Origin of the sequence: Donghicola eburneus, from assembly GCF_900115865.1 — a bacterium.
Taxonomy (GTDB): domain Bacteria; phylum Pseudomonadota; class Alphaproteobacteria; order Rhodobacterales; family Rhodobacteraceae; genus Donghicola; species Donghicola eburneus.
In genome coordinates, this window is record NZ_FOXY01000003.1 from 117,449 (window position 1) to 138,386 (window position 20,938).

Sequence of the window (20,938 nt, forward strand, 5' to 3'; positions counted from 1 at the left end):
AGAAATAACCAAAGCGAAGTGAGAGAGGCGCGATGAGCGCAAATCCTGAGCCTACAGCAGACAAGTCCAGCGGCGGCGCGCTTCTGCGCGTTTCGTCGGACAAGATCGGTCGTCTTATGGATCTCGTTGGCGAGCTGTCGCTGAGCGTGTCCGAGACTGTAAATTCACCTGATCTCGCGGGGCTTGACCTTGTCGGGTTCGATGCTGCCGCCCACCGTCTATCCATGATCGTACGCGAAGTGCAGGACGCCGCAACCGAACTGCGTCTGGTTCCTGTTGGCGAGGTCTTTCGCCGTCTGAAGCGCATGATCCGCGAGCTCGAGCGCGAAACCGGCAAGATTATCGACCTTGATATCGTTGGCGCCGAGACTGCAATCGACAAGCTGGTTGCGGATAAACTCTATGACCCACTGCTCCACGTTGTCCGGAACTCTGCCGACCACGGTCTTGAGCCGCCGGACGAGCGTGTGGCCAATGGGAAATCCAAAAAGGGCATGATCCGTCTGGCTGCGCAGCAAGTCGGTAGCGAAGTGCGCATTCAGGTGATCGACGATGGTCGCGGCCTGAACCGTGAAAAAATCCTCAAGATCGCTCGTAAACGCGGATTTTTCGGCGAAACCGAAGAGCCCGAGCCCGAGCGTCTGTGGAAAGTCATTTTTGAGCCAGGCTTCTCGACCGCAGAAAAAGTCTCGACCCTGTCAGGGCGTGGCGTGGGCATGGATGTTCTGAACACCACGATGTCCGACTTGCGCGGCCGCATCGCTGTGGACTCCGAAGAGAACAACGGCACCACCGTGTCGCTGCACATTCCGGTTTCCTTGGCCTTTCTCGACAGCATTCTGCTGCGACTGGGGCACCAGTTGTTCACCGTGCCTGTCGATGACGTGGCTGAAATCGTCAAACCCGGCATGTCCGATCTGGTTGGTGTGTCCGCCAGCAAGGGCACCGAGATGCTGAAGCTGCGTGGCAATTTCATCCCTGTCCTGCGGCTCGAGAAGTTTTACGGCAAGAACGTCGATAAGATGTCACCGCTGAATGACATGGTCTGCATTGTCTTCAACACCGCCCGCGGCACGATTGCTGTCCCCGTAGACGAGGTCTTGGATCGCCAGCAAGTCGTTATGAAGCCGCTGGTCGGGTCACTGGCCAAAGTCCGTGCGAGCTGGGGCTGCGCTCTTTTGGCATCGGGTGAAGTCGCAATTGTGCTCGATTGTGAGCGCCTTGCATCCGGGGAAGAGCGATGACCGCAGTCGATCAAACCGGATATGAGCAAATCAGAAGTTGGCTGTCGCATCGCTGCGGCATCAATTTTGCCGAGAACAAGCAAGACCTGTTGCGGCAGCGTCTGGCGCGTGTGACGCGCCGGTTCGAATATTCGGATCTGAATGGCTTGGCGCGGGACCTGCTGAACAACCCACCCCAAGATGTCGAACTGGCTGTCATGAGCGCGGCCTCGACCAACCATACCTATTTCTTCCGCGAGCCAGAGGTTCTGGACAACTTCAAGAGCATGATTATCCCGATCATTGCAGAGCGCCCCGAAATGCGCGTCTGGAGCGCCGCCGCGTCGACCGGTGACGAGGCGTATACCGTTGCGATTATGATCGCCGAGGCGCTTGGTATGGGCGCGCTCAAGCGCCTGCGCATTCTGGGTACTGACATCAGTGAACCCGTCGTGCAGCGCGCAGAGATGGGCGTGTTCCCGCAGCGCCAGTTCGCGCACACCGATCCAATGATCCTGCGCCGCTACTTCGAGCCGACGGGCATGGATCAGTTCCAGATCCGTCCCGAATTGCGGGAAAGCTGCACCTTCCGCCGCATGAACCTGAAGGCGCGGCCCTATCCGTTCATTCATCCGTTCCAAGTCGTGTTCTGCCGCAATATCCTCTATTATTTCGACCGCGAGGATCAGATCGGAACGCTCGAAGCAATCTACGACGCGACCGAGCCTGGTGGCTGGTTGATCACCTCTGTCACAGAGTCCATTCGCGATCTGGGATCCCGTTGGGAACCTGTTTGTGCAGGCATCTATCGGAGGCCGGCATGATCACTGAGCGTCCTATCCGAGTCTTGATCATCGACGATTCCGCGCTGTTCCGCCGGTTTCTGGCCCAAGGCATCAAGAGTGACCCTGAATTCGAATTGGTCGGCACTGCTGCAAACGCAGAGCAGGCGCGCCAGTTTATCGGCATCCGTCGTCCTGATGTGATCTCGTTGGATATCGAGATGCCGCAGATGGACGGACTGACCTTTCTCAAGGAAGAGATCTCCAAGGATCCGATCCCCACGGTCATCGTGTCTTCGCAGACCTCGAATGGTGCACGCGCCACCATCGAAGCGTTGCAGGCCGGTGCTGTGGATGTGCTGCCCAAGCCTCAGATGGTGGCTGGACAGGATATTGCGGGGATCACCAGCCAGATCCGCGTCAGCCTGAAGGCGGCGCGCCACGCCCATATCCAGAGCGTGGGCGACCCTAAACCTGCGCAGCGCCACACCATGTCCACGGCAAACCGTCCGACGGCGCCTGCGAATGCGTATTCTTCAAACCCCTCGCAGAATGCGCGGTGGGTGTTTGCAATCGGTGCCTCGACCGGGGGCGTTCAGGCACTTGGCACGCTTTTGGCACTGCTGCCTGCTGATGCGCCGCCAACTGTCGTCGTACAACATATGCCCGAGGGCTTTACGAATGCGTTTGCGCGTCGTTTGAACGATATGTGTCAGGTCGAAGTCCGCGAGGCACAGCACGGAGATATGCTGCGCCAGGGACTCGTCCTTCTGGCCCCCGGAGGGGAACGCCACATGGTCGTGAGACCAAGCCCGAATGGGCTGTGCGTGGTCCTGAACGAGGGTGAGCCTGTGTGTTACTCGCGCCCCTCTGTGGACGTGATGTTTGCTTCGGTTGCCAACTACGCGGCGCCCAATGTGACCGGTGCGTTGCTGACGGGCATGGGTCGCGATGGGGCACAAAGCCTTGGGATGATCCGCCGTGTGGGTGGTCGGACATTCGCGCAGGACGAGGCCAGTAGTGTTGTGTGGGGAATGCCCGCCGCAGCCTGGGAAGCAGGTTCGGCCGAGTCTCTGGTTTCGCTGAATAACATGGCTGGGGTGATGATGTCCTCGATCGGGATCGCACCGCCTCCGCTACCCGAAGAGAATATTTTTTCCAGGCCTCTCAGGAAAGGAATCTGAAGATGACTGCACAAGTTGCAACAGACGCCGTGAACGAAGCACGGATGGCAGTGGACGAAGGGGTTGTCGAAGCGGAAAGCATCGACAGCATGTACCTGACCTTTGCCGTCGGCGAAGAAGACTACGGCATGTCGATCGGCATGGTGACCGAGATCGTCGGCATGCAGCGCATCATGGTCGTGCCCGATGTGCCCGATTACATCAAGGGCGTGATCAACCTGCGCGGCAAGGTCATTCCGCTGATGGATGTCCGTCTGCGTTTTGGCATGAACGAGCGCCCCTATGACGACCGTACGGTTGTCATCGTTCTCGAGGTTAACGATGCGCCTATGGGCCTGATCGTGGACCGCGTGCGCGAAGTGATCGATATCCCCGATGGCAATATCGACAGCGCGAACAGCTTTGGGTCCGGCGACGGCCGCAGCGTCGTGAGCGGCCTGGGCCGTGTCGATGAGCGCGTCGTCATCCTGCTGGATGTGCCGCTGCTGGTGTCCGACATGGACGTCATCGCACCCAAGCTCGCGAAGTCCTGATCTGATGGCCCGCGAGTCCACATACGCAAGCCGGATCGTCGAGGCGCTGCGACAGCGGCTCCGACGGGCGACGGCCCCAAGAGAGGCCCGGACCGTCCCTCTGTTTGCGTATGCGAGCCGCGGGCGGAACCCCCTGAGGCCCAAGCAGTCTGAGACGCTCGGAAGGAGGAGAACGGAAGAATGACCGAAGGCAACAAACCAGTTCGCAAATCCCCGACGCGCAGAACGTCGCCAAAGACCACTCAATCCGCGGCGAAATCGACAGAACCCGGCCTCAGCGCCACCCCCATTGAACCAGTACCCGCTCCCCAAGAGGCGGAAGTTCCACAAAGGACCGAAGAAATGAACGCCAGTCAGAAAGACACCTCCACAGCCGGTTGGCAGAAAGTAGCTGAGTCCGGAGTGCTTGCTCAGCTTCGTACAGCTGTTGCCTTGGTGGATGGCGACATGATCATTCGCTACGCCAACGGCGCTTGCGGCGAATTGATGGTTGCGCACGAAGCAAAGCTAAAGACCGCTGTACCTGCCTTCTCGGCCGCTGGTTTGGTTGGCGCGAACATCGATATTTTCCACGCGGTTCCTGAAAAGCAGCGCGGCGCCATGCGTTCGATGAATGGCGCCATGGAAGTTCCGATCCGTGTGCCTGGGTCTGCGATCGACGCTACAATCTCGAAGCACAATGAGGGCGGCGAAGATTACTACATGGTCGAGTTTCAGGACGTGACCAAAGACGTGGCTAACGAAGAAGGCATCCGCCAGTTCATCGCTGAGATGAACAACATGGCGATGGCACACGACGCTGGTGACATTGATGTATTCATGGATGGCTCGACCAACCCAGTGACCAAGTTCCGCGATGCGGCGATGATGGTCAACGAAATGGTGCGCGCGCACATCAACACCAAGACCACAGTCATGAAAGTGTTTGATGCGTTCAGCAAGGGCGACTTTGACATCGAATATCCCAAGCAGCCTCGCAAGAAGGCCTTCCTGCACGAGACTGTCGAGCTTCAGCGCGCGACCTTCCGTTCGCTGACCGACGAAATCGAGAGAATGTCGGATGCAATTGTAGCAGGTAACCTCGACATCGTCGTGGACCCGTCGAAGTTCAATGGCGAATACGGTCGTATCGTTCGCAGCTTCGAGCGTGCCTTCAACAATCTGGACAATGTGTTCAGCATGTTCTCGAACCAGATCGAACAGATCGCGGGGACGTCGAGCCAGATGAACGACGCCTCGCAGAAGCTGGCCACCAATAGCCAGATCGCATCGTCGTCGGTGGACGAAGTGTCGGCATCGGTCGAAGAAACCGACGCACAGGTCCGCGCCAACGCCTCGAACGCCCAAGAAGCGTCGAAGCTGGTGCAGGCAGCTGCACAAGTCGCCGAGGTGGGCAACCAGAAGATCACGCAGATGGTCGAAGCGATGGAAGGTATCAATACCTCTTCGCAGGACATTGCCAAGATCATCAAGGTCATCGACGAGATCGCCTTCCAGACCAACCTGCTTGCGCTGAACGCTGCTGTTGAAGCGGCCCGCGCCGGACAGCATGGCCGCGGCTTCGCGGTGGTAGCTCAGGAAGTTCGCAACCTGGCTGGTCGCTCGGCCAAAGCTGCACGCGAAACCTCTGATCTGATCGAGAGCTCGGCAAACCGTGTGACCTCTGGTGTGCGGATCGCAAGCGAAACCAGCGAAGCGTTCAGCCAAATCGCAGGCGACATCCAGAAAGTCCGCGACATCGTTTCCGAGATCGACCAAGCGTCGGGCGAACAGTCCCGCGGTGTGGCGCAGATCAACGACGCAATCGGCGAGATCGCCAAAGCCGCACTGGCCACCAGCCAGCAGGCCGAGGAACTGGCATCGACCAGCTCTCAGATGACCTCTGCCACCACACAGATGCGTAACGAGATCGGTCGCTTCAAGCTGCGTGAAACTCAGAAAACCATGGGCGGTATGCCTGACCTCAGCAACCTTTCGCCGGAAATGATGGCCCAGATCACCAAGATGATGGGTGGCAACATGGCTATGGCCGGTGCGGGTGGTGCATCGAACGCAGACCGCGACGAGCGTGGCTTCGGAAATTTCTAAACTGACACTGTGCCGAGCCAAGACCGGCTCGGCGCTCTCCCCCAATCGTCGATTTTTGGAGAACCTCACATGCCATACAAAGTAATGATCGTAGATGACGCGGCGATGATGCGCCTGTACATCTCCAGCTTCCTCAAGACCCTCCCTGATTTCAAAATGGTTGCTCAGGCGGCCAACGGTCAGGACGCGCTGGACAAGCTGTCGGACCACGAAGATCTAGATCTGATCCTCTTGGACATCGAAATGCCCGTCATGGACGGCCTCGAGTTCCTGCGCCACGCCAAGCTCAAGACCCGAGCCAAGATTTGCATGCTGTCCTCGGTGACCGTGTCCGGCTCTCCTCTGGCGGCCAAAGCTCGCGAACTGGGTGCTGATGGTGTTGTGACCAAACCCTCGGGCACCGTGTCTCACGACCTCGAAGAACGTGTTGGCGACGAACTGCGCCGCGTGATGCGTTCGCTGGTCGAAGCGGCCTAACTGGCCGCCCCGCTCGCTCTTTCCATGAATCTCGTTGCATCAAGGAAGTAGACCATGAACGACGAAATGGACGAAATCTGGGAACTCTACGCAGACGATGGTGCGCAGGCCCTTGATGCTATGGAAGAGGCGCTCGAGTCGTTGCAGGACGGCGAGGGTGACCCCAAGGATCACATCGGTGCTCTGTTCCGCGCTGTGCATACCTTCAAGGGGAACTCCCGTGTTCTGGGTCTGGCGACCGTCGAGAGCCGTGCCCACGTTGGCGAAGACCTGATTGGTCTGGTCCGCGATCAGGGTGTGCCGCTGAATGCCGAGATTTTGGATATTTTGATGCTGACGGGGGACACCCTCCGCGGCATGCTGGACGAAACAGCTGCCACCCGCGCAGACGTTGACCCCGGCCCTTCGGAAAAACTGCATGAGGATCTGAAGCGCATGGTAGCCAAGTATTCTGGCGAAGGCGGTGAGGAAGAGGCTGCGGCCTCCACCGAAGACGCAGCCACCGAGGCTGCCACTGACGAAGAGGATCCTGCTCCGGCTGAAGTCGAGGCAGAAGCTCCGGCTGCGCCTGCTGCACCCGCAGCGGATGATCCGATGGCATCGATGTTCGCTGCGCTGGACGATTTGGGTGACGCGCCCACGAACTACGGCGATGACGACGATCTGTTCGGCGAGATGGAGGACGGTTCCGACGCCCCTGCAGAGGACGAAGAGCCCGAAGCAGCGGCAGCTCCGGCAGAGCCCGAACCGGCCCCCGAGCCAGAGCCTGTGGTCGAAGCTGCGCCCGAACCTGCCCCGGCTGAGGAAGCGCCGGCAGAAGAGGCTGCGGCCGATGACGCGTCGCCCTCCGAAGCGGCCAAGCGCTTGCTCGAGGACAAGGTTTATCACAAGATCTACAGCGACATGGTCGCCGAAACGCTCGAGCATTTCGAGAAATCGCTTGCAGATGCGCCTGGCGACATGCCCGCCGACACCATCAAAAAGGGTGACGGTCTGGCCTATGCTGCAAAGCAGCTGGGTCTGGATGATTGGGTTGCCGAGATCGACAAGCTGAAGGCTGGCGAGGGCAGCGCGACGGACGTGCTCACTCAGGTGATCAAGCGGATCAAGCAACTGCGCAAGCGTGATCTGGGCATCGGCGGCGACGATGTCGAGGATGACGCACCCGCAGCGGCCCCCGCGCCCGCAGAGCCTGCCCCGGCGGCAGAGGCACCTGCAGAGCCTGCTCCTGCACCCGAGCCTATCCCTGCGCCAGCAGCGGCTCCGGCACCTGCAGCACCCGCTCCGGCACCAGTTGCGCCCGCAGCGGCGGCGGCAACCGACAAGGACTCTACCACCAAGGTGCTGAGCGACCTGTCGGACATGTTCAAGCGTGTTTCGGAAACCGGCATGCGCTTTGGCGGGGCGAACAAGCCTACCGGCAAAGAACTGGACGAGCTGAGCCAATCGATCATCAAAATGGTCGAAGAGCAGGGCTATGTCCGTGTGACCCGCGCTGCGGAACTAATCGCAATGGCGACCACGGCAACCAGCTTCCGCGCTGCCGAACTTCAGTTCTACGAAGAACTGGCTGCTGTTGAGGCGGTCCTGCCCCAAGGCGCGGTGCCCGAAGATCTGCTGACCCCGACCAAGTTGCTGCGCATCTGGGGTGCAGACAACATCTTTGATACCCTGACTGAACTGCGCACAGGGCTCGAGGAAAACAACGGCCAAGGCGAGACTTGGTTTGTCGGCTTCGACGGGCTGATGCGCCGTGCGTTCCACGCCTGTAACTACTTCCGCATGGAGACAGCGGCTCAGCTGACCATGGCGCTGATCGACTTGTTCGCACGTGTTCGCGTGGACGGGGTCAAGCCGGACGTCATCCTGATCCAGATCGCCCGCGGCTTTGTAGATACGATGGAGCTGGTTTTCGACGCGCTGGATCAGGGGGACAACCCTGATACGAGTAAGATCGAAAAGCTGTTCGAAGAAGCATCGACCGTCTGCTTCCTTGCCTCGGGCATGGTGACGGCCAAGAGCATCGAGCAGCGTCTGGGCCTGCCCAAAGAGTTCCACCGCGTTCTGTCGCCAGACAGCGTAAAGAAGGCGCAGTCGGCGATCGAAGCGGGTCTGAACTTCCACGTGATCCGTGCCGACTTGAACGATGACGAAGATATCGCGCAAGCGTTTCTCGATTGGGTGTCGTCCAAGCAAGCGCGCATGATCACCAACGTGACGGTGTTCCAAGACGACATCACCCTGTTTGACTTCTTGGTGGCGACCACGCTGCCGGATGACCACCTGCATGAAACGCTGATCCAGATCGACCCCTCGTCGACCAAGTTGTTCAGCACCATGCGTCTGGAAGTCCAAGAAGAAGAGGGCGCAACCCAACAGGCAGCGAGCGACGATCCGATCGACTTTAACGTTGCGATGGGATCGGGCGGTGACGGGCTGCGTCTGTTGGAAACCATTGGCGAGATTAGCTCTGGTCAGGCGATGGTTCAGGAAATGGTTCGCCAGATGGCGATGTCCGACCTGATGCAGGAAATCGAGATGAGCATCCAGCATTCGGATGCTCCGCCGTTGAATGCACGTCACCGCACCATCCTGCGGGACGTGATGGACAACCACATGGGTCGTCTGCAGCAGTTGGCCGAAGCGGAAACGCAATTGGCCAGCCAGCTGGGGCAGTTGCAGGAAGAAAGCGTCGCGATGCGTTCGCGTCCTGCGAACGTCTTGCTCAAGCCGCTGGCGTCCTTTGTGGAAACGATGGCGCGCAAGCACGGTGGAAGCGCGCGCTTGTCGGCGGCGGGCGGCGAAGCGATGCTCGATCAGACTATGATCACCGATTTGCGCCACTTCCTGAAGGCACTGGTGACTCTGCGTATGGAATCTGACGCCAAACCGGCCAAGTTCCACATTTCGCTGGCGAACGAAGACGACCGTGTGGTGGTCGATCTGAGCGACGACGGCGCGTTTATCGAAGGCAATGCTGATTTCGCAAAGCTGGTCGAAGACGTGAAGAGCAAGGGCGGCGCGCTGAAAACAACGTCCATTCCCAAGGGCGGTCAGCGTTTCCACCTCAGTTTGCCTCTGCACATGATCGTTCTGGACGGCATGGTCGTTCGGGTTGGGGATGTGCGCTACGTGCTGCCGATTGAATCGATCCAGCGGATCCATCAGGGCAAAGACGTCGTTCCTGTCGTTGCCGCTCGTAACATGGCGATGCTGCGGTTGGACGACGGGGACCTGATCAAGATCCAGCCCCTGTCGAACGGCAAATTCAAGAACGGCGACAGCCCAGACGGCCTCTATGTGATTGTGCGCTATAGCGACATCCGTCGCGCAATCCCGGTCGACGAGCTGCTGGGGCAGCAGTTGGTCTTGCTTCGTCCGCTGCGCGGTGTGCTGTCTGGCATGCGCGATCTGTCGGGAATTGCGATCCTGACCGGCGGTGACGTTGGCATGGTTCTGTCTGTCAGCAGCTTTGCCTCGGCATAACTGCTTGATATCGGACTCTTTTTGGCCACGCCCCTCGGGGCGTGGTTTTTTTATTTTTTGACAAACACTTAACTCGGCCAGAACAGGCAATTTGGCCTAAAAGATGCAAAGGAATTGTCGTTGAATTTAACACGACGATGGAAGCGTCAGGGAAACTGAAGGAGCATCAAAATGTCCATTGCCCTAGCACGATCGCGCTATCGCCAAGCCCAATCCGCGAACGCGGCCGAGGTCGACAATCCGCACGAGATTATCCTTGTTACCCTACGAGAGCTCGAACGGTCCCTGTCGGTTTTGGCGACCTCGTTCGGCGAAGGAGTGAAGGCGCCGGACGAACATACCAGCCGCGCCCTAACCGCGATCTACATTCTGCAGTCCTCTTTGGACTTTGAAAAAGGCGGCGACATCGCAACAAGCCTGTTCCAGCTGTACGAATATTCGCGCCAGCAGATCCTGGCACTGATGCGCCGCGATCCCGAGGCACAGATTGTTGCGGCCCGCGATTGCATCTCGGACGTGATGTCTGCATGGCGCCAGATTGGCCCCGAAGTCGGGGGTAAACCGTCGTGAGCAGTGATCTGGTCCGGCATATGACATCGGCCCAGTCGCTCGAGCGACTGTCCGATATCGCGCAGCGCCTAGAGTTGGCCGCAAACGCGGGCGCTCTGGACGAGGTCGCGCGGCTGGACCACGAGCTGCGGTGCGCGGCGCTGGCGGTTGTTGGCACGGTGCCAAAGGGCGAAGCCCCATTGGTCGAGCAGCTGGAATCCGTCAGAGATGCGCTCAAAGCAATCGAGCTTGCGATATCGTCGGTGAAGCTACAGCAAAAACAATTGAAACATAAAATAGACCAGTCACGCCGGTTGCGTCTGGCCTACAAGCGCAAGGATTGAGCCATGGCATTGCTCGGTAAACCCTGCCGTTCTTGCATGCGCATTCGCGTTTTCATGATGTGTGCGCTACCCATCGTGATCCTGATCGGCCTGCGACCCGAGGGCGTGGTCCGTCTGGCTGGCTTGGTGCCTGATGCGGGCTGGATTGCAACCGCTATGATGGTTGTTGGTAGTATCAGCTTCATCGTCAAATATAGAAAATACAAAAGCCAGAGCTGAGGGACATCCTCAGGTCTGGCTTTGATCTTGTCGCGGATGTGTGAGGGTTAGCCGATCCGCAGAGGTGTCTTGAGCGCTTCGACCAGCGAAGTGAGCGACACACGCTTGCGGTTCCGAGGGGCACCGTTCTTATCGCAGAAAACGGTTTCCACCATCATCACAGGCGCGGGCGTGGCGGGTGCGGTTTTGGGGTCGTAGATCATGTTCATGGCAGGGTCTCCTGTGTCTCTTGATAGAAACCCTGCAAGAGGCGGGCCAATTTAGCCGCCTATGGTGAAATTCAGGATCAGGACCTCGTAAACCGGATTTGGGCGGTCTTCAGAAGTCAGTTCGACGTTCATTTTGTCGCGGATCACCGCAGGCAGCTCAGCACGCAAATCCTGCCAGTCACTGTCCGGAGGCATCTGGTCTACCAGATCCTGAACAGCGTCCGTCATGGGCGCCATAAGCGGGCCCGGATTATCCTTAAGCATATCGTAGACCTTTTTGCCGACATCCTCGCGGATCGCGAGCCCTATGTTGATCAGGACGGTCCCGCCAAGCTGGGGCAGGGTCGCTTTGATCGGGTTGATGATGTCGATATAAGTCCGATCCGGCAGGTCCTCTGTCTCTTCTTCCAACACCTCTTCCTCAACAATTTCAGGTTCGGGAAGATCGGGTTTGGCTGTCAGAGAAAAGTACAGACCGCCCCCAAAGGCCCCGACCACAACAATGGCGGGGAGGATGGTGAGCAGGATGCTGGCTTTGGATGAAATCGGCTCGGCCGACATAGGCGCGTGCCTCCTTGGGCTTTTCAAATCTGCAAAAGGTTGTGCAAGGCAGGTGCCAAACCTGTTAGACTTTAACGCAGGGCTAAAAAATTTCGGAAGATGACCGAAAGATAAATACAAGAGCACTGCACCCGTGACCCACATCGGGGCAAGAGAGGACGTAGATGGCATTCGCTATGAAATGGGCGCTGGCCCCATTCAGGCTTTTGTTTGGACGTGGCGTACGAACGCCCACGGCCGAGGTGTTGCCTGCGGATCCGGACTGGACGCCGCCCCCTGCGGCAGAAGCTCAGGGCACCTTGCCTGCCGAAGAATTTGTGCTGGTCGAACGGATCACCCGCCTGATGACGCTGGATGAGATTGAGCGTCACCTGCCTGACATTCTGGGCCGCGCGCTAGCGCGTGGCTGGATCGACAAACCTTTTCAATCGGCGTTCATGGATGACCCCAAGCGGATGCTGGCGACTTATGATGTGCACCTGCCAGACGCGGTCGAGATCGAGGTCGAGACCGAGCCAGGAAAGCGCCCGCGGATTGTGGTCTACCAGATCAGCCTTGGCGGCCGGAAGCGGCGGCTCTTGTATCTACAGCTCGTGATGATGGCGGGACGATGAAAGCAACTTTGACCAGAACACTCAGCGCAGCGGCCTTGGCTCTGGCAGTGGCACTGCCTGCTTCGGCGGACCAGTTCGACGAAGCGATGGCGGCCTTCAAGGGGGGAGACCTAGACCGCGCGGTAGTTCTGTTTCGTGACCTGGCCGATCACAACGATGGTGCCGCACAGGCCAATCTGGCCGTGCTCTACGCGATCGGGCAGGGCGTTCCGCAGAATGACCAAGATGCCTATTACTGGGCTTGGCGATCGCGGTTCTCGGGCGAGAAGGCGGCAATCGACATGATCAAATTGCTGCGTGAACGCCTGACCGAGGAAGGCCGCGCCGACGTAGCTGCGAGGCTGATCAAGGATTTGACGGATACGGCGCTGCGCGGTGACCTTGGAGCGCTCACCGCTCTTGGCCGCGTTTATAACGAGGTTAGCGAACCCTCGCAAAAGGCAGAGGCCCTGTTGTGGTTCACGGTCGCGGCTGCGTTCGAGGCCCCTTATGCGGCGCTCTTCCGCGAAGGCGTGAGCCAGGAGATCTCAAAACAAGAGCGCCTGACCATTCAGGCCCGCGCTCGTCAGTTGTTTACAGAATGGTGTGGTAAGTTGCCGGAAAACAAGCTGCCGGCAACCTGCAACAAGAGTTGATTAGTGGCGGCGGAAAGCCTGCATTGCCACCAGTTCATCGGCTGAAATGCCGGTCTGGCGCGCAATCTCGGAGCCGCTTTCCCCTTCACGGGCCATGTTGATGGCCTGATCAATCATGCGTTCGCTGGTCAGCCACTGGATGTCTGAGCGCATGTCTTTGATCTCGGTGGCAATTGCTTCGATCGTTGCTCCGATCTTGGCCTGTTCCTCGGCAACGTTGGCCAGGACTGCCTTTTCGGCTTTGGTCGCGGATTTCTGGGCACGCTTACGGCGCAGGGCGACATAGGCACCACCCGCCAGAAGAGTGGAAACTGCTGCGGCGGTGGTCAAAAGGATCAGTTCGCTGGTCACGTTCGGGATTCCAGTTTTATTGCTTCGAGTTTTTGTTCTTAGAGCATCAGCTCACGGTAGCCTTCGAAGAGGCTGTCCGTGATCCGGTCCAGATCGACAGGGTAGTTGCCCTGCGAAATGGCATCCTTGATGCGCTTCACGGCTTCGACGTCGAACGGCGGGCTCGTTTCGTCGACGCCAGCAGGCATCTGGGCCACAGCGGCACTGAGCGACACGCTGTCAGTTGCAGCGGGCGCGTTGACGCTCGTTGAACCCTCGGCACCTTTGGAGCTTTGGGCGGGCGTATCACCCTGCGTCTTTTGAATTCGGGCGCGGGCGAGGGACGGATTGATGGAGTCTACCATGACGTTCTCCTCGGGTTTAGACAGAAACAGGCATACAAATACTCTCGGACAGTACAACGACGGATGGCTAGTTCATTTTAGCCGCCACTCGTACTTTATTGCGTTCGGTTACGATGGCTTTGACGAGCCTGTCGCTTCCTACATTCCGTACTGCAATTATCTGGCCACGTTGGCCGTTCTCGGCTGCAATTCCTGATGCTAAGATCAACATTCCTGCAGCATTGTAGACAATTGCGACGGGTGTCCCTTCGGTAACCAACCAGTTGTGTTCCAGATGACGCGCCAGAACAGGGCGACCCTCGCCTAGATTGACCGTCAGAGTGCGGCCAATCACAGAGTTTGGATCTGTCATCAGGCCATCTAACGACCCATCTCGGACAGGTTTTAGAGTCAAATGTGTAGGTTCGATCACCGTTCCGGCAGCCAGACTTTCGGTCAGGGTCAACACGGGAATACCGGCGGGTTCGGCGCGCGTGGTGCGTTGGGGCAATGCGCCCGCCGATGCAGAGGTCCGAACAGAGCGGCTCCAACTGCGGGGGGCGGCGCAGCGCAGTTCGACAGTGCGCCAGTCTCCGCTGCGGGGGCTCACCGCTGGCGCATCTGAACAGGCGGGAAAGCCGCGCATCTGGCTGACTTGGATTTGCCCGTTCTGACCGGCAGCGACCATCGCCTGACTAACCAGATCGGTCACTTCGGTCGGGCTGATCCCATCCGCATAGGGGGAGGCCATCGCAACCGTCGGCATCAAAGCTAGAAGAAGTGCGCGCAGTTTCACAGGCCAGCCTCCATGAAGTACACCAGACGTCCGGCAAAGCTAGAGGCGCTGCGGGTCGGGTCGAGCGGGCGCAGAACAGCACGATTGTTTTCCAATTTGGTGATCTCGAGCAGACCAAAGCTGTCATTGGGGTCTTCAAGTACGGCGAGCGCGCCGCGTGTGATCCCGTGACGGGCGCCGACAGGCACACTCAGGGTGTTGCTTGCGTAATCGACGCGTGCGGCTGGTGGCTCACATCCCAAGGCGCTGAGCACTTGGTTGAATTCGTCACCAACGCCGCGCAGCAAAAGCGCTTCGGTCGTGGTGCGGGTGCGCAGTGTCAGACCGTGCAGGGTGGTATTCTTTGGCACAGGCGCCGCGCGCTGGATGCGGTGAGTGCGGATGTTGCCGTTGCTCTCGCGCATGTCGATGTCGATGTTCAGCACAACCGTTTGCATTCCGTTCTGCAGCGCGACATCGCCGTTGAAGGTCACGCGCAGCACGTGGTCACCAGGTACCGAAGAGGGCGCGGTGCCACGGGTCAGGCTGTTGTAGTCCATGCCGCTGGCGCGCACGGTGCTGGACTCGCGTCCGGTGCTCGCCATCACACGCTCTAGCCTAGTCGCGGGGTTGCGCTCGATGGTGTAGAGCATGTCTTTGTAGACTTCCTGCGCCATGGGCAGGGTAAAGGCAGGTACGTGGGGCGACATGCGATAGGTCGGCGCATGGGCGCTGATCACGAGGCTCCGCTTGCTGCCGCAGTAGCCTGCGGGCACGGGGCCCACCAAGGCTTGTACGCGAACTTGCCACAGATTGCCGTCGAAATTCGAGGACAGGATTTTGTGGCGCATCACACGCCCCTTGGCCAGCATCAGCGCGCGGTCGGCGACGATGTTGCTCTTGTCCATAAAGGTATAGCCGCGGATGGTCGCGCCGCCTTGCAGGCCCGCATTCACCAGCGCGTCGATCAAGGCACGGCGCTTGGCGCTGTCCTGACTTTCGCCGCGGGCGGGCGCTGCATGGCCCCAAGCCTCGATCCAGACAGCCTGATCATTCTTGGTCGCGGCCGATACGGGCAGCGCAAGAGACAGCAGAACTGTGGCAATGGTGGCCAGACGGATCAGCAGAGCGAGGGGCGAAGGGATCATGGCTTAGTTCCCGGTTTTAGCAGCTTTGACGATGTAACGAACAACATCAGGGTCGAGGGTCAGGACAACTTCGAAAGTGTCGCTGCTCTTGGGCTTGATGCTGGTCGTGCGGGCGCCGCGGATTTCACCGTCGACAAGGCCGCGAATGTAGTCGCTGCGCAGCACCATGTCGTTCACGGTCGAGGTCGAATCCAGACGCAGACCGTGCACCTGTTCGGTCAGATCGCGCATCGCCTCTAGGCGGGCAGCGCGAATGGCCATCAGGCGCTTTTCATTGGTGGTTTTGCCGGGTTGGCCTGCCACTTGCGAAAAGCCCATGCCGGTGAGCGGCACGATCTCTTCGGCCTTTTTGGCGCGGGCCATCATGGCGGGGGTGTTCTGGTCAATCGCGTCCTTCAGTTCTGCCAGTTCGCGGGTCTGCGGGTCAGGGTCCGAGGGCAGATCCTGAACGGCGCGATGGGGCATTTGGCAACCTGCCAGCGCCATTCCGATGCTGGCGGCACATGCAAGGCGCATGAAATAGGGGGTCGTGGGCATCAGGCTCTCCTGTTGCGGGCCGGTGGATGCCGGAGAGTCTGCAAGCCCTGTGCCATCCTGCCCCGCAGATCGGCTATTCCCTAAAACCAATGGGATAGGGGCGACTGGCACGCCTTTTGCAGATTATCCGACGAACGGCGCAAAGCGTCGAAAAACCGTCAACTGCGAAAGAGACCGCCAGCATGGCTGACATTTCAAATCCTTCGGCGACAGAGAAGATGGGCGGCATGTTCCTGCCCTTAGGCATTCTGGCGATGATCGCCATGATGGTCCTGCCGCTGCCGGTATTCCTGCTCGACGTTTTCTTTGTATTTAACATCCTGCTGTCGCTGCTCGTGCTGATGGTTGCGATCAACACCTACAAGCCGCTGGACTTCAGCAGTTTCCCCAGCCTTTTGCTAATGGCGACCACCCTGCGACTGGCCTTGAACGTGGCCTCGACCCGTATCGTTCTGACCGACGGCCACACGGGCGCTGGCGCTGCGGGCAAGGTGATCGAGGCCTTTGGTGCCTTTGTCATCGGCGGTAACTTTGCGGTTGGTATCGTCGTCTTTATCATCCTGATGATCATCAACCTTGTGGTGATTACCAAAGGTGCGGGCCGCGTGTCCGAAGTCTCGGCGCGCTTCACTCTGGACGCGATGCCAGGCAAGCAGATGGCAATCGACGCCGACCTGAACGCTGGCATCATGAGCCCCGAAGATGCGCGCGCGCGTCGCAAGGAGGTCGCGGAAGAGGCTGATTTCTACGGGGCCATGGACGGTGCATCGAAGTTTGTCAAAGGTGACGCCGTTGCCGGTATCATGATCCTCGCGGCCAACATCTTGGGCGGTATCATCATCGGTACCACTCAATATGGATTGTCGGCTGGAACCGCGGCAGAGACCTATGTTCTGCTGTCGATCGGTGACGGTCTGGTTGCTCAGATCCCGTCGCTGCTTCTCTCGATCGCGACTGCAATCATCGTGACGCGCGTTTCGGGCGAGGCTGACATGGCCGAGCACATTACCGAACAGGTCAACATCAGCCGCGCATGGCTACCCGTTGCAGGTGTAATGGCCCTGCTGGGGATGGTTCCTGGCATGCCCAATATCCTGTTCCTCTTGGGGGCGTCTGGTGCGGGTGCGGCCTACTGGTATTCTCGCCAAAACGAGATCAATCCCAAACAGGACGAGGCATCTGGCGGTGCCAATCTGCCCGCCCTTCCGGGCGCTGAAGGCGAGGCGCAAAACAGCGGGACCATTACTGCAGAAGAGGTCACCGACTACGCACCCATCTCAATCCAGATCGGCTTTGGTCTGGTCGGAATGATCGATACCGCGTCGGGCGGAGAGCTGTTGTCGCGCATTACCGGCATTCGCCGCGAGGTGTCGAAATCCATGGGCTTCGTGGTGCCTGGCGTGCGTATCCGCGACGACCTGAACCTGCCTTCGAACACCTATCGCATCCGCATTGGTCAGGCGATTGTGGCCGAGGATACCGTCTACCCAGACCGTATTCTGGCCCTACAGGGCGGTATGTCGACCAAGAAACTGAAGGGCGTAGATGTCAAAGATCCGTCATTCGGTATGGATGCGACGTGGATCATGCCCCATCAGCGCGCCGAGGCCGAAGCCGACGATCATGTGGTGGTCGAGCCCGACTCTGTCATTGCGACCCACCTGAGCCAGATGCTGTACCAGCACGCGGCCAACCTGATTGGCCCCGACGATGTCCAAGGTCTGCTTGATCGTCTGGCAGAGGTCAGCCCCACACTGGTCGAGTCGGTCGTCCCCAAGCCCGTGCCGCTGCACACCGTCACCTCTGTCATGCGTCATCTGCTGTCCGAACGTATTCCTGTCAGCGATTTGCGCAGAATCTTGGAAGGATTGGCCGATGTGGCAAGCCGTTTGCAAGACCCCCAAGACATGGCCGAGGCTCTGCGCCCCGCACTGACGCCGCTCTTGCTGCAACAGATCGCGCCGCTGAACCAAAACCTGCCTTTGATCACGCTGTCGCCTGACTTCGAAGAGCTGCTGACTCGCAGCTACCAGAAAGGGGCGGGGCTGATCGTGGATCAGGGCCTGACCCAGCAGATGCTGCAGGCGCTGAACCAGGCAAACGAAGAGATGCTCTCTCAGGGGCGGCAGCCCGTGGTGATCGTCTCGAATGCGCTGCGTAGACCCTTTGCGGGCTTCCTGCGTGGACATGGCAGCGATGCCATTGTGCTGGCGGTGAATGAACTGCCGGACAACCGCAAGATCGAAATCGTGGCCACCGTGGGCGGAAATCGCCAAATCGGTCAGGCCCCCCAGAACTGAAGTGACGAGACCCTCTGATGCCGACAACAGTCGTACGAGCAGAAGATAGCGCACAGGCGATGGACGAGATCGTCGCCCGTCTGGGGCCCGATGCCCTGATCCTGTCTACGGTTAAACGGAACGGGATGGTCGAGATTACGGCGACCACCGACCCCGTACCACCGAAAGAAGCCGTCGCTATTGCCACACAGCCGGCCCCCGAAGCGCCGGCCGCGGTTCCTAGCACGGCGGAGATCGTACCGATGCCTCAGGTCGAGCAGCCCAAGTCGCCTGTATCTACGGCCTCTGGCGCAGAGGCGCCCAAAGCGGGGTTCGCCAAACTGTTCAAGTCGCGGATGAACCCCGTGCCCGGTGAAACAGCCAAGGTCGTGGCGACTCCTGCCCCGAACGCCGATACAGATGGCGTGGCTGCTCTGATGCGCCGCACCCAGATCGCACCTGCGGCTACTGTCCTGCGGGCACGCCGTTTGGTGCTGGTGGGCCGCGTTGGCGCGGGTAAGTCCCTGCTGTCTCTGCAAATTGCCGCAGCTCAGGCACAAGCAGGCCGCGACGTCCAAGTCAGTTTCGTCGGCGCCTCGCATGCGGATGGTGCGTACCTGATGTCCAAGTCGCGGCTTTTGGGCTGTCCGATGGACTTCGCCAATGCCGATATGCTCAAGAAATCACCGACTGATTGCGATTTGCACATCGTGGTCGTGTCGGGCCGTAGCGCTCTGCCAGAGGACGTCATCGACGCCATGGCGACGCAAGAAGACACAGTCGCAGTTCTCACGCTGCCTTTGGGGATGCGGCGCAAGGCTGTCCTGACCAGTGCGAGCCAATGGCGCGCGCTGGACCCTGTGGTCGCCTTGACCACCAACCCCGGAGAAGAGTTGGACCCTGATGACATTACGGGTCTGGTCGATGCCGGTCTGCCGCTGACATGGATCAGCGCAATGAAATCCGTGGTGGGCGCGCTGACAGCTGCTGACCGCGACCAGATATCCGCAGCCCTGAGCCAAACCCTGCCTGCGGGCATCCAAAGCCTATACGCACAAAAGCCCTCAAGTTCCGGAGGTGTGGAATGATTGCGCCAAAATCCTATGCCGAGCAGGCGCCGAGCCCCGAAAAACTGGTCAAAGATCACATGCATCTGGTCAAGCGATTGGCCTGGCATTTCTTGGGACGAGTCGGACGGTTCGTAGAACTCGAAGACTTAATGCAGGCCGGGTATCTCGGCCTCGTCGACGCCTCGCAGCGCTACAGCGTGCGCGAAGGGGTCTCTTTCTCTGCCTATGCTGCGATCCGTGTTCGGGGATCAATCGTCGATCTGCTGCGGCGAAATTCGAACCTGTGCCGCAAGACAATTGCGATGCAGCAAGAGGTCAAGAAAGCCATTCAGGCCCTCGAAGGCGAATTCGGGCGGACGCCCGAGGCCGAAGAGGTCGCGGCCAAACTGGAAATTCCCATTGAGGAATACGAGGAATGGCAAGCACGGTTCCAAGCAAACCGCGTGCAGTCGCTGGACGAGGTATACTCGGATCAGTCTATGCTGTTCGAAGATCGAAACCAGAACTCCGAAGACCTGACGCATCAGTCGCAGCTCAAACAGCTGTTACGCAATGCACTGGAAAAGCTGCCAGAGCGCGAGGCGCTGCTCTTGCACCTGTACTATGTCGAGGAGCTGAACGTCTACGAGGTCGCGGCGATCCTTGGTGTGACCACAGGCCGTGTGTCACAAATCAAAAAAGCCGCGATCATGCGGCTCCGTGGGTTGATCGGCGAAGTGAACTAGCGGGGCGCGCTTCTACAGCGCCCCACTTAAATTACAGCAGGCCAGAGTTCCGCGCGATGAACACCGCATGGGTGCGGTTGTTGGCAGACAGCTTGGTGCAGATCGAACGAACGTGCATCTTGATCGTCGCTTCGGACAGGTCGAGCTCGTATGCGATCTCTTTGTTCTGTTTGCCTTCGCCAAGGAAATTCAGAACGGTCATTTCACGGTCGCTGAGCGGGCTGTCAGGGTTCGCAGCCTGTGCCGGTTCCTCGTGCATGAGGCTGAGCGGTGTATACACCTCGCCCGACGCGATAAAGCGGATGGCATTTGCCAAGCTGCGCGCCTGCATCGTTTTGGGGATCAGGCCTGCGCCGCCCATTTCCAGAGTCTCATCCAGCAACTTCCGCGTCGGCGTGCCGGTGATGATACCAACTGGTTTGCCAGCGGTGCTGTCCAGCATCTTTTTCAGACCCTCGAGACCATTCATGCCAGGCATGTTGTAATCCAGAAGAACCACGTCGACCGTGCCTTCTTCTTTTAGCTTATCAAGGGCTTCGTCCAGATTTGTCGCAGAAACAACTGCCAAATCGGGCTGTGAGGCCAGGAATAGGCTGAGAACCTCGAGGACCATCGAGTGGTCGTCTGCAATCAGGACTTTAGTCTTCTCGGATGCTTGCTCAGCAATCATTCTACCCGCTCGTACGTTTGTAGTGTTGTTCTAAATGATAACCGACGCACAACAAAACACTATCAAAGTCTACTGGGGAACGCTGAGGAAGGCAAAAGTAAAATAGCAAAAAGTATAATATGTTTTTTTGAATGTGTTCTAGGTGAAGTCTTTTGA

Annotated in this window: 23 protein-coding genes; 15 read left to right on the plus strand and 8 right to left on the minus strand. The window is 59.0% G+C overall.

Translation table 11 applies throughout. The features are described from left to right. Positions 1-32: 32 nt before the first annotated feature. The 10 genes from BM225_RS05900 to BM225_RS05945 all read left to right on the plus strand — a co-directional run bounded on the left by BM225_RS05900 (position 33) and on the right by BM225_RS05945 (position 10,885). Positions 33-1,244 (plus strand): chemotaxis protein CheA, encoded by a 1,212-nt coding sequence (locus BM225_RS05900; protein WP_072708332.1) that lies wholly within the window; start codon positions 33-35, stop codon positions 1,242-1,244. Beyond that, positions 1,241-2,047: a CheR family methyltransferase gene (locus BM225_RS05905; RefSeq protein ID WP_072708330.1), complete on the plus strand. Its 807-nt coding sequence runs from the start codon at positions 1,241-1,243 to the stop codon at positions 2,045-2,047. The genes BM225_RS05900 and BM225_RS05905 overlap by 4 nt, the downstream gene beginning before the upstream one ends. Further along, the gene (locus BM225_RS05910; protein ID WP_072708328.1) at positions 2,044-3,189 is read left to right on the plus strand and encodes a protein-glutamate methylesterase/protein-glutamine glutaminase; all 1,146 of its coding nucleotides are present in this window, start codon (positions 2,044-2,046) and stop codon (positions 3,187-3,189) included. The genes BM225_RS05905 and BM225_RS05910 overlap by 4 nt, the downstream gene beginning before the upstream one ends. Before the next feature lie 2 nt (positions 3,190-3,191). Then, positions 3,192-3,722, plus strand: coding sequence for a chemotaxis protein CheW (locus BM225_RS05915; protein WP_072708326.1), 531 nt, complete (start codon positions 3,192-3,194; stop codon positions 3,720-3,722). Positions 3,723-4,064: 342 nt separating this feature from the next. Continuing rightward, entirely contained in the window at positions 4,065-5,810 is a 1,746-nt protein-coding gene (locus tag BM225_RS05920; protein WP_072708324.1) for a methyl-accepting chemotaxis protein, read from the plus strand. 69 nt (positions 5,811-5,879) lie between these two features. Continuing rightward, on the plus strand, positions 5,880-6,287 hold the full coding sequence (locus BM225_RS05925; protein WP_072708322.1) for a response regulator: 408 nt from the start codon (positions 5,880-5,882) through the stop codon (positions 6,285-6,287). Positions 6,288-6,341: 54 nt separating this feature from the next. Then, the gene (locus tag BM225_RS05930; RefSeq protein WP_092463986.1) at positions 6,342-9,773 is read left to right on the plus strand and encodes an Hpt domain-containing protein; all 3,432 of its coding nucleotides are present in this window, start codon (positions 6,342-6,344) and stop codon (positions 9,771-9,773) included. 171 nt (positions 9,774-9,944) lie between these two features. Next, positions 9,945-10,343, plus strand: coding sequence for a flagellar export chaperone FliS (locus BM225_RS05935; protein ID WP_072708317.1), 399 nt, complete (start codon positions 9,945-9,947; stop codon positions 10,341-10,343). Next, positions 10,340-10,666, plus strand: coding sequence for a molybdenum cofactor biosynthesis protein MoaE (locus BM225_RS05940; protein ID WP_143095348.1), 327 nt, complete (start codon positions 10,340-10,342; stop codon positions 10,664-10,666). The genes BM225_RS05935 and BM225_RS05940 overlap by 4 nt, the downstream gene beginning before the upstream one ends. Before the next feature lie 3 nt (positions 10,667-10,669). Further along, positions 10,670-10,885 (plus strand): hypothetical protein, encoded by a 216-nt coding sequence (locus BM225_RS05945; RefSeq protein ID WP_072708313.1) that lies wholly within the window; start codon positions 10,670-10,672, stop codon positions 10,883-10,885. A 47-nt stretch (positions 10,886-10,932) separates the two neighbouring features. Here the strand turns inward: BM225_RS05945 and BM225_RS21780 are convergent, their stop codons facing one another. Continuing rightward, positions 10,933-11,094, minus strand: coding sequence for a hypothetical protein (locus BM225_RS21780; protein WP_177218575.1), 162 nt, complete (start codon positions 11,092-11,094; stop codon positions 10,933-10,935). A 51-nt stretch (positions 11,095-11,145) separates the two neighbouring features. Continuing rightward, positions 11,146-11,655, minus strand: coding sequence for a hypothetical protein (locus tag BM225_RS05950; protein ID WP_072708311.1), 510 nt, complete (start codon positions 11,653-11,655; stop codon positions 11,146-11,148). 164 nt (positions 11,656-11,819) lie between these two features. Between BM225_RS05950 and BM225_RS05955 the strand changes: the two genes are divergently transcribed. Then, positions 11,820-12,269: a hypothetical protein gene (locus BM225_RS05955; RefSeq protein WP_092463991.1), complete on the plus strand. Its 450-nt coding sequence runs from the start codon at positions 11,820-11,822 to the stop codon at positions 12,267-12,269. Positions 12,270-12,277: 8 nt separating this feature from the next. Further along, positions 12,278-12,904 carry an SEL1-like repeat protein gene (locus BM225_RS05960; protein ID WP_143095349.1) on the plus strand — a complete coding sequence of 209 codons (627 nt, stop codon included), beginning with the start codon at positions 12,278-12,280 and terminating at the stop codon, positions 12,902-12,904. On the opposite strand, the gene BM225_RS05965 is transcribed toward BM225_RS05960, so the two are convergent. The 5 genes from BM225_RS05965 to BM225_RS05985 form a co-directional block, all read right to left on the minus strand. After that, on the minus strand, positions 12,905-13,255 hold the full coding sequence (locus BM225_RS05965; RefSeq protein ID WP_072708307.1) for a hypothetical protein: 351 nt from the start codon (positions 13,253-13,255) through the stop codon (positions 12,905-12,907). Positions 13,256-13,293: 38 nt separating this feature from the next. After that, entirely contained in the window at positions 13,294-13,599 is a 306-nt protein-coding gene (flgM, locus tag BM225_RS05970) for a flagellar biosynthesis anti-sigma factor FlgM (protein WP_072708305.1), read from the minus strand. Between the two features lie 67 nt (positions 13,600-13,666). Next, positions 13,667-14,374 carry a flagellar basal body P-ring formation chaperone FlgA gene (gene flgA / locus BM225_RS05975; RefSeq protein ID WP_083595746.1) on the minus strand — a complete coding sequence of 236 codons (708 nt, stop codon included), beginning with the start codon at positions 14,372-14,374 and terminating at the stop codon, positions 13,667-13,669. After that, the gene (locus BM225_RS05980; protein WP_072708303.1) at positions 14,371-15,501 is read right to left on the minus strand and encodes a hypothetical protein; all 1,131 of its coding nucleotides are present in this window, start codon (positions 15,499-15,501) and stop codon (positions 14,371-14,373) included. The genes flgA and BM225_RS05980 overlap by 4 nt, the downstream gene beginning before the upstream one ends. 3 nt (positions 15,502-15,504) lie before the next feature. Continuing rightward, entirely contained in the window at positions 15,505-16,038 is a 534-nt protein-coding gene (locus BM225_RS05985) for an LPP20 family lipoprotein (protein ID WP_072708301.1), read from the minus strand. Positions 16,039-16,220: 182 nt separating this feature from the next. On the opposite strand from BM225_RS05985, the gene flhA reads away from it, so the two are divergent. Genes flhA through BM225_RS06000 form a run of 3 tightly spaced genes read left to right on the plus strand, consistent with a single transcriptional unit; the run spans position 16,221 to position 20,112 of the window. Further along, the gene (gene flhA, locus BM225_RS05990; protein WP_092463994.1) at positions 16,221-18,338 is read left to right on the plus strand and encodes a flagellar biosynthesis protein FlhA; all 2,118 of its coding nucleotides are present in this window, start codon (positions 16,221-16,223) and stop codon (positions 18,336-18,338) included. A gap of 17 nt (positions 18,339-18,355) precedes the next feature. Further along, entirely contained in the window at positions 18,356-19,405 is a 1,050-nt protein-coding gene (locus tag BM225_RS05995; protein WP_143095350.1) for a hypothetical protein, read from the plus strand. Beyond that, positions 19,402-20,112, plus strand: a complete 711-nt coding sequence (locus BM225_RS06000; RefSeq protein WP_072708297.1) for a sigma-70 family RNA polymerase sigma factor — start codon at positions 19,402-19,404, stop codon at positions 20,110-20,112. The genes BM225_RS05995 and BM225_RS06000 overlap by 4 nt, the downstream gene beginning before the upstream one ends. Positions 20,113-20,143: 31 nt before the next feature. On the opposite strand, the gene BM225_RS06005 is transcribed toward BM225_RS06000, so the two are convergent. Next, positions 20,144-20,782 carry a response regulator transcription factor gene (locus BM225_RS06005; RefSeq protein WP_072708295.1) on the minus strand — a complete coding sequence of 213 codons (639 nt, stop codon included), beginning with the start codon at positions 20,780-20,782 and terminating at the stop codon, positions 20,144-20,146. Between the last annotated feature and the right edge of the window lie 156 nt (positions 20,783-20,938).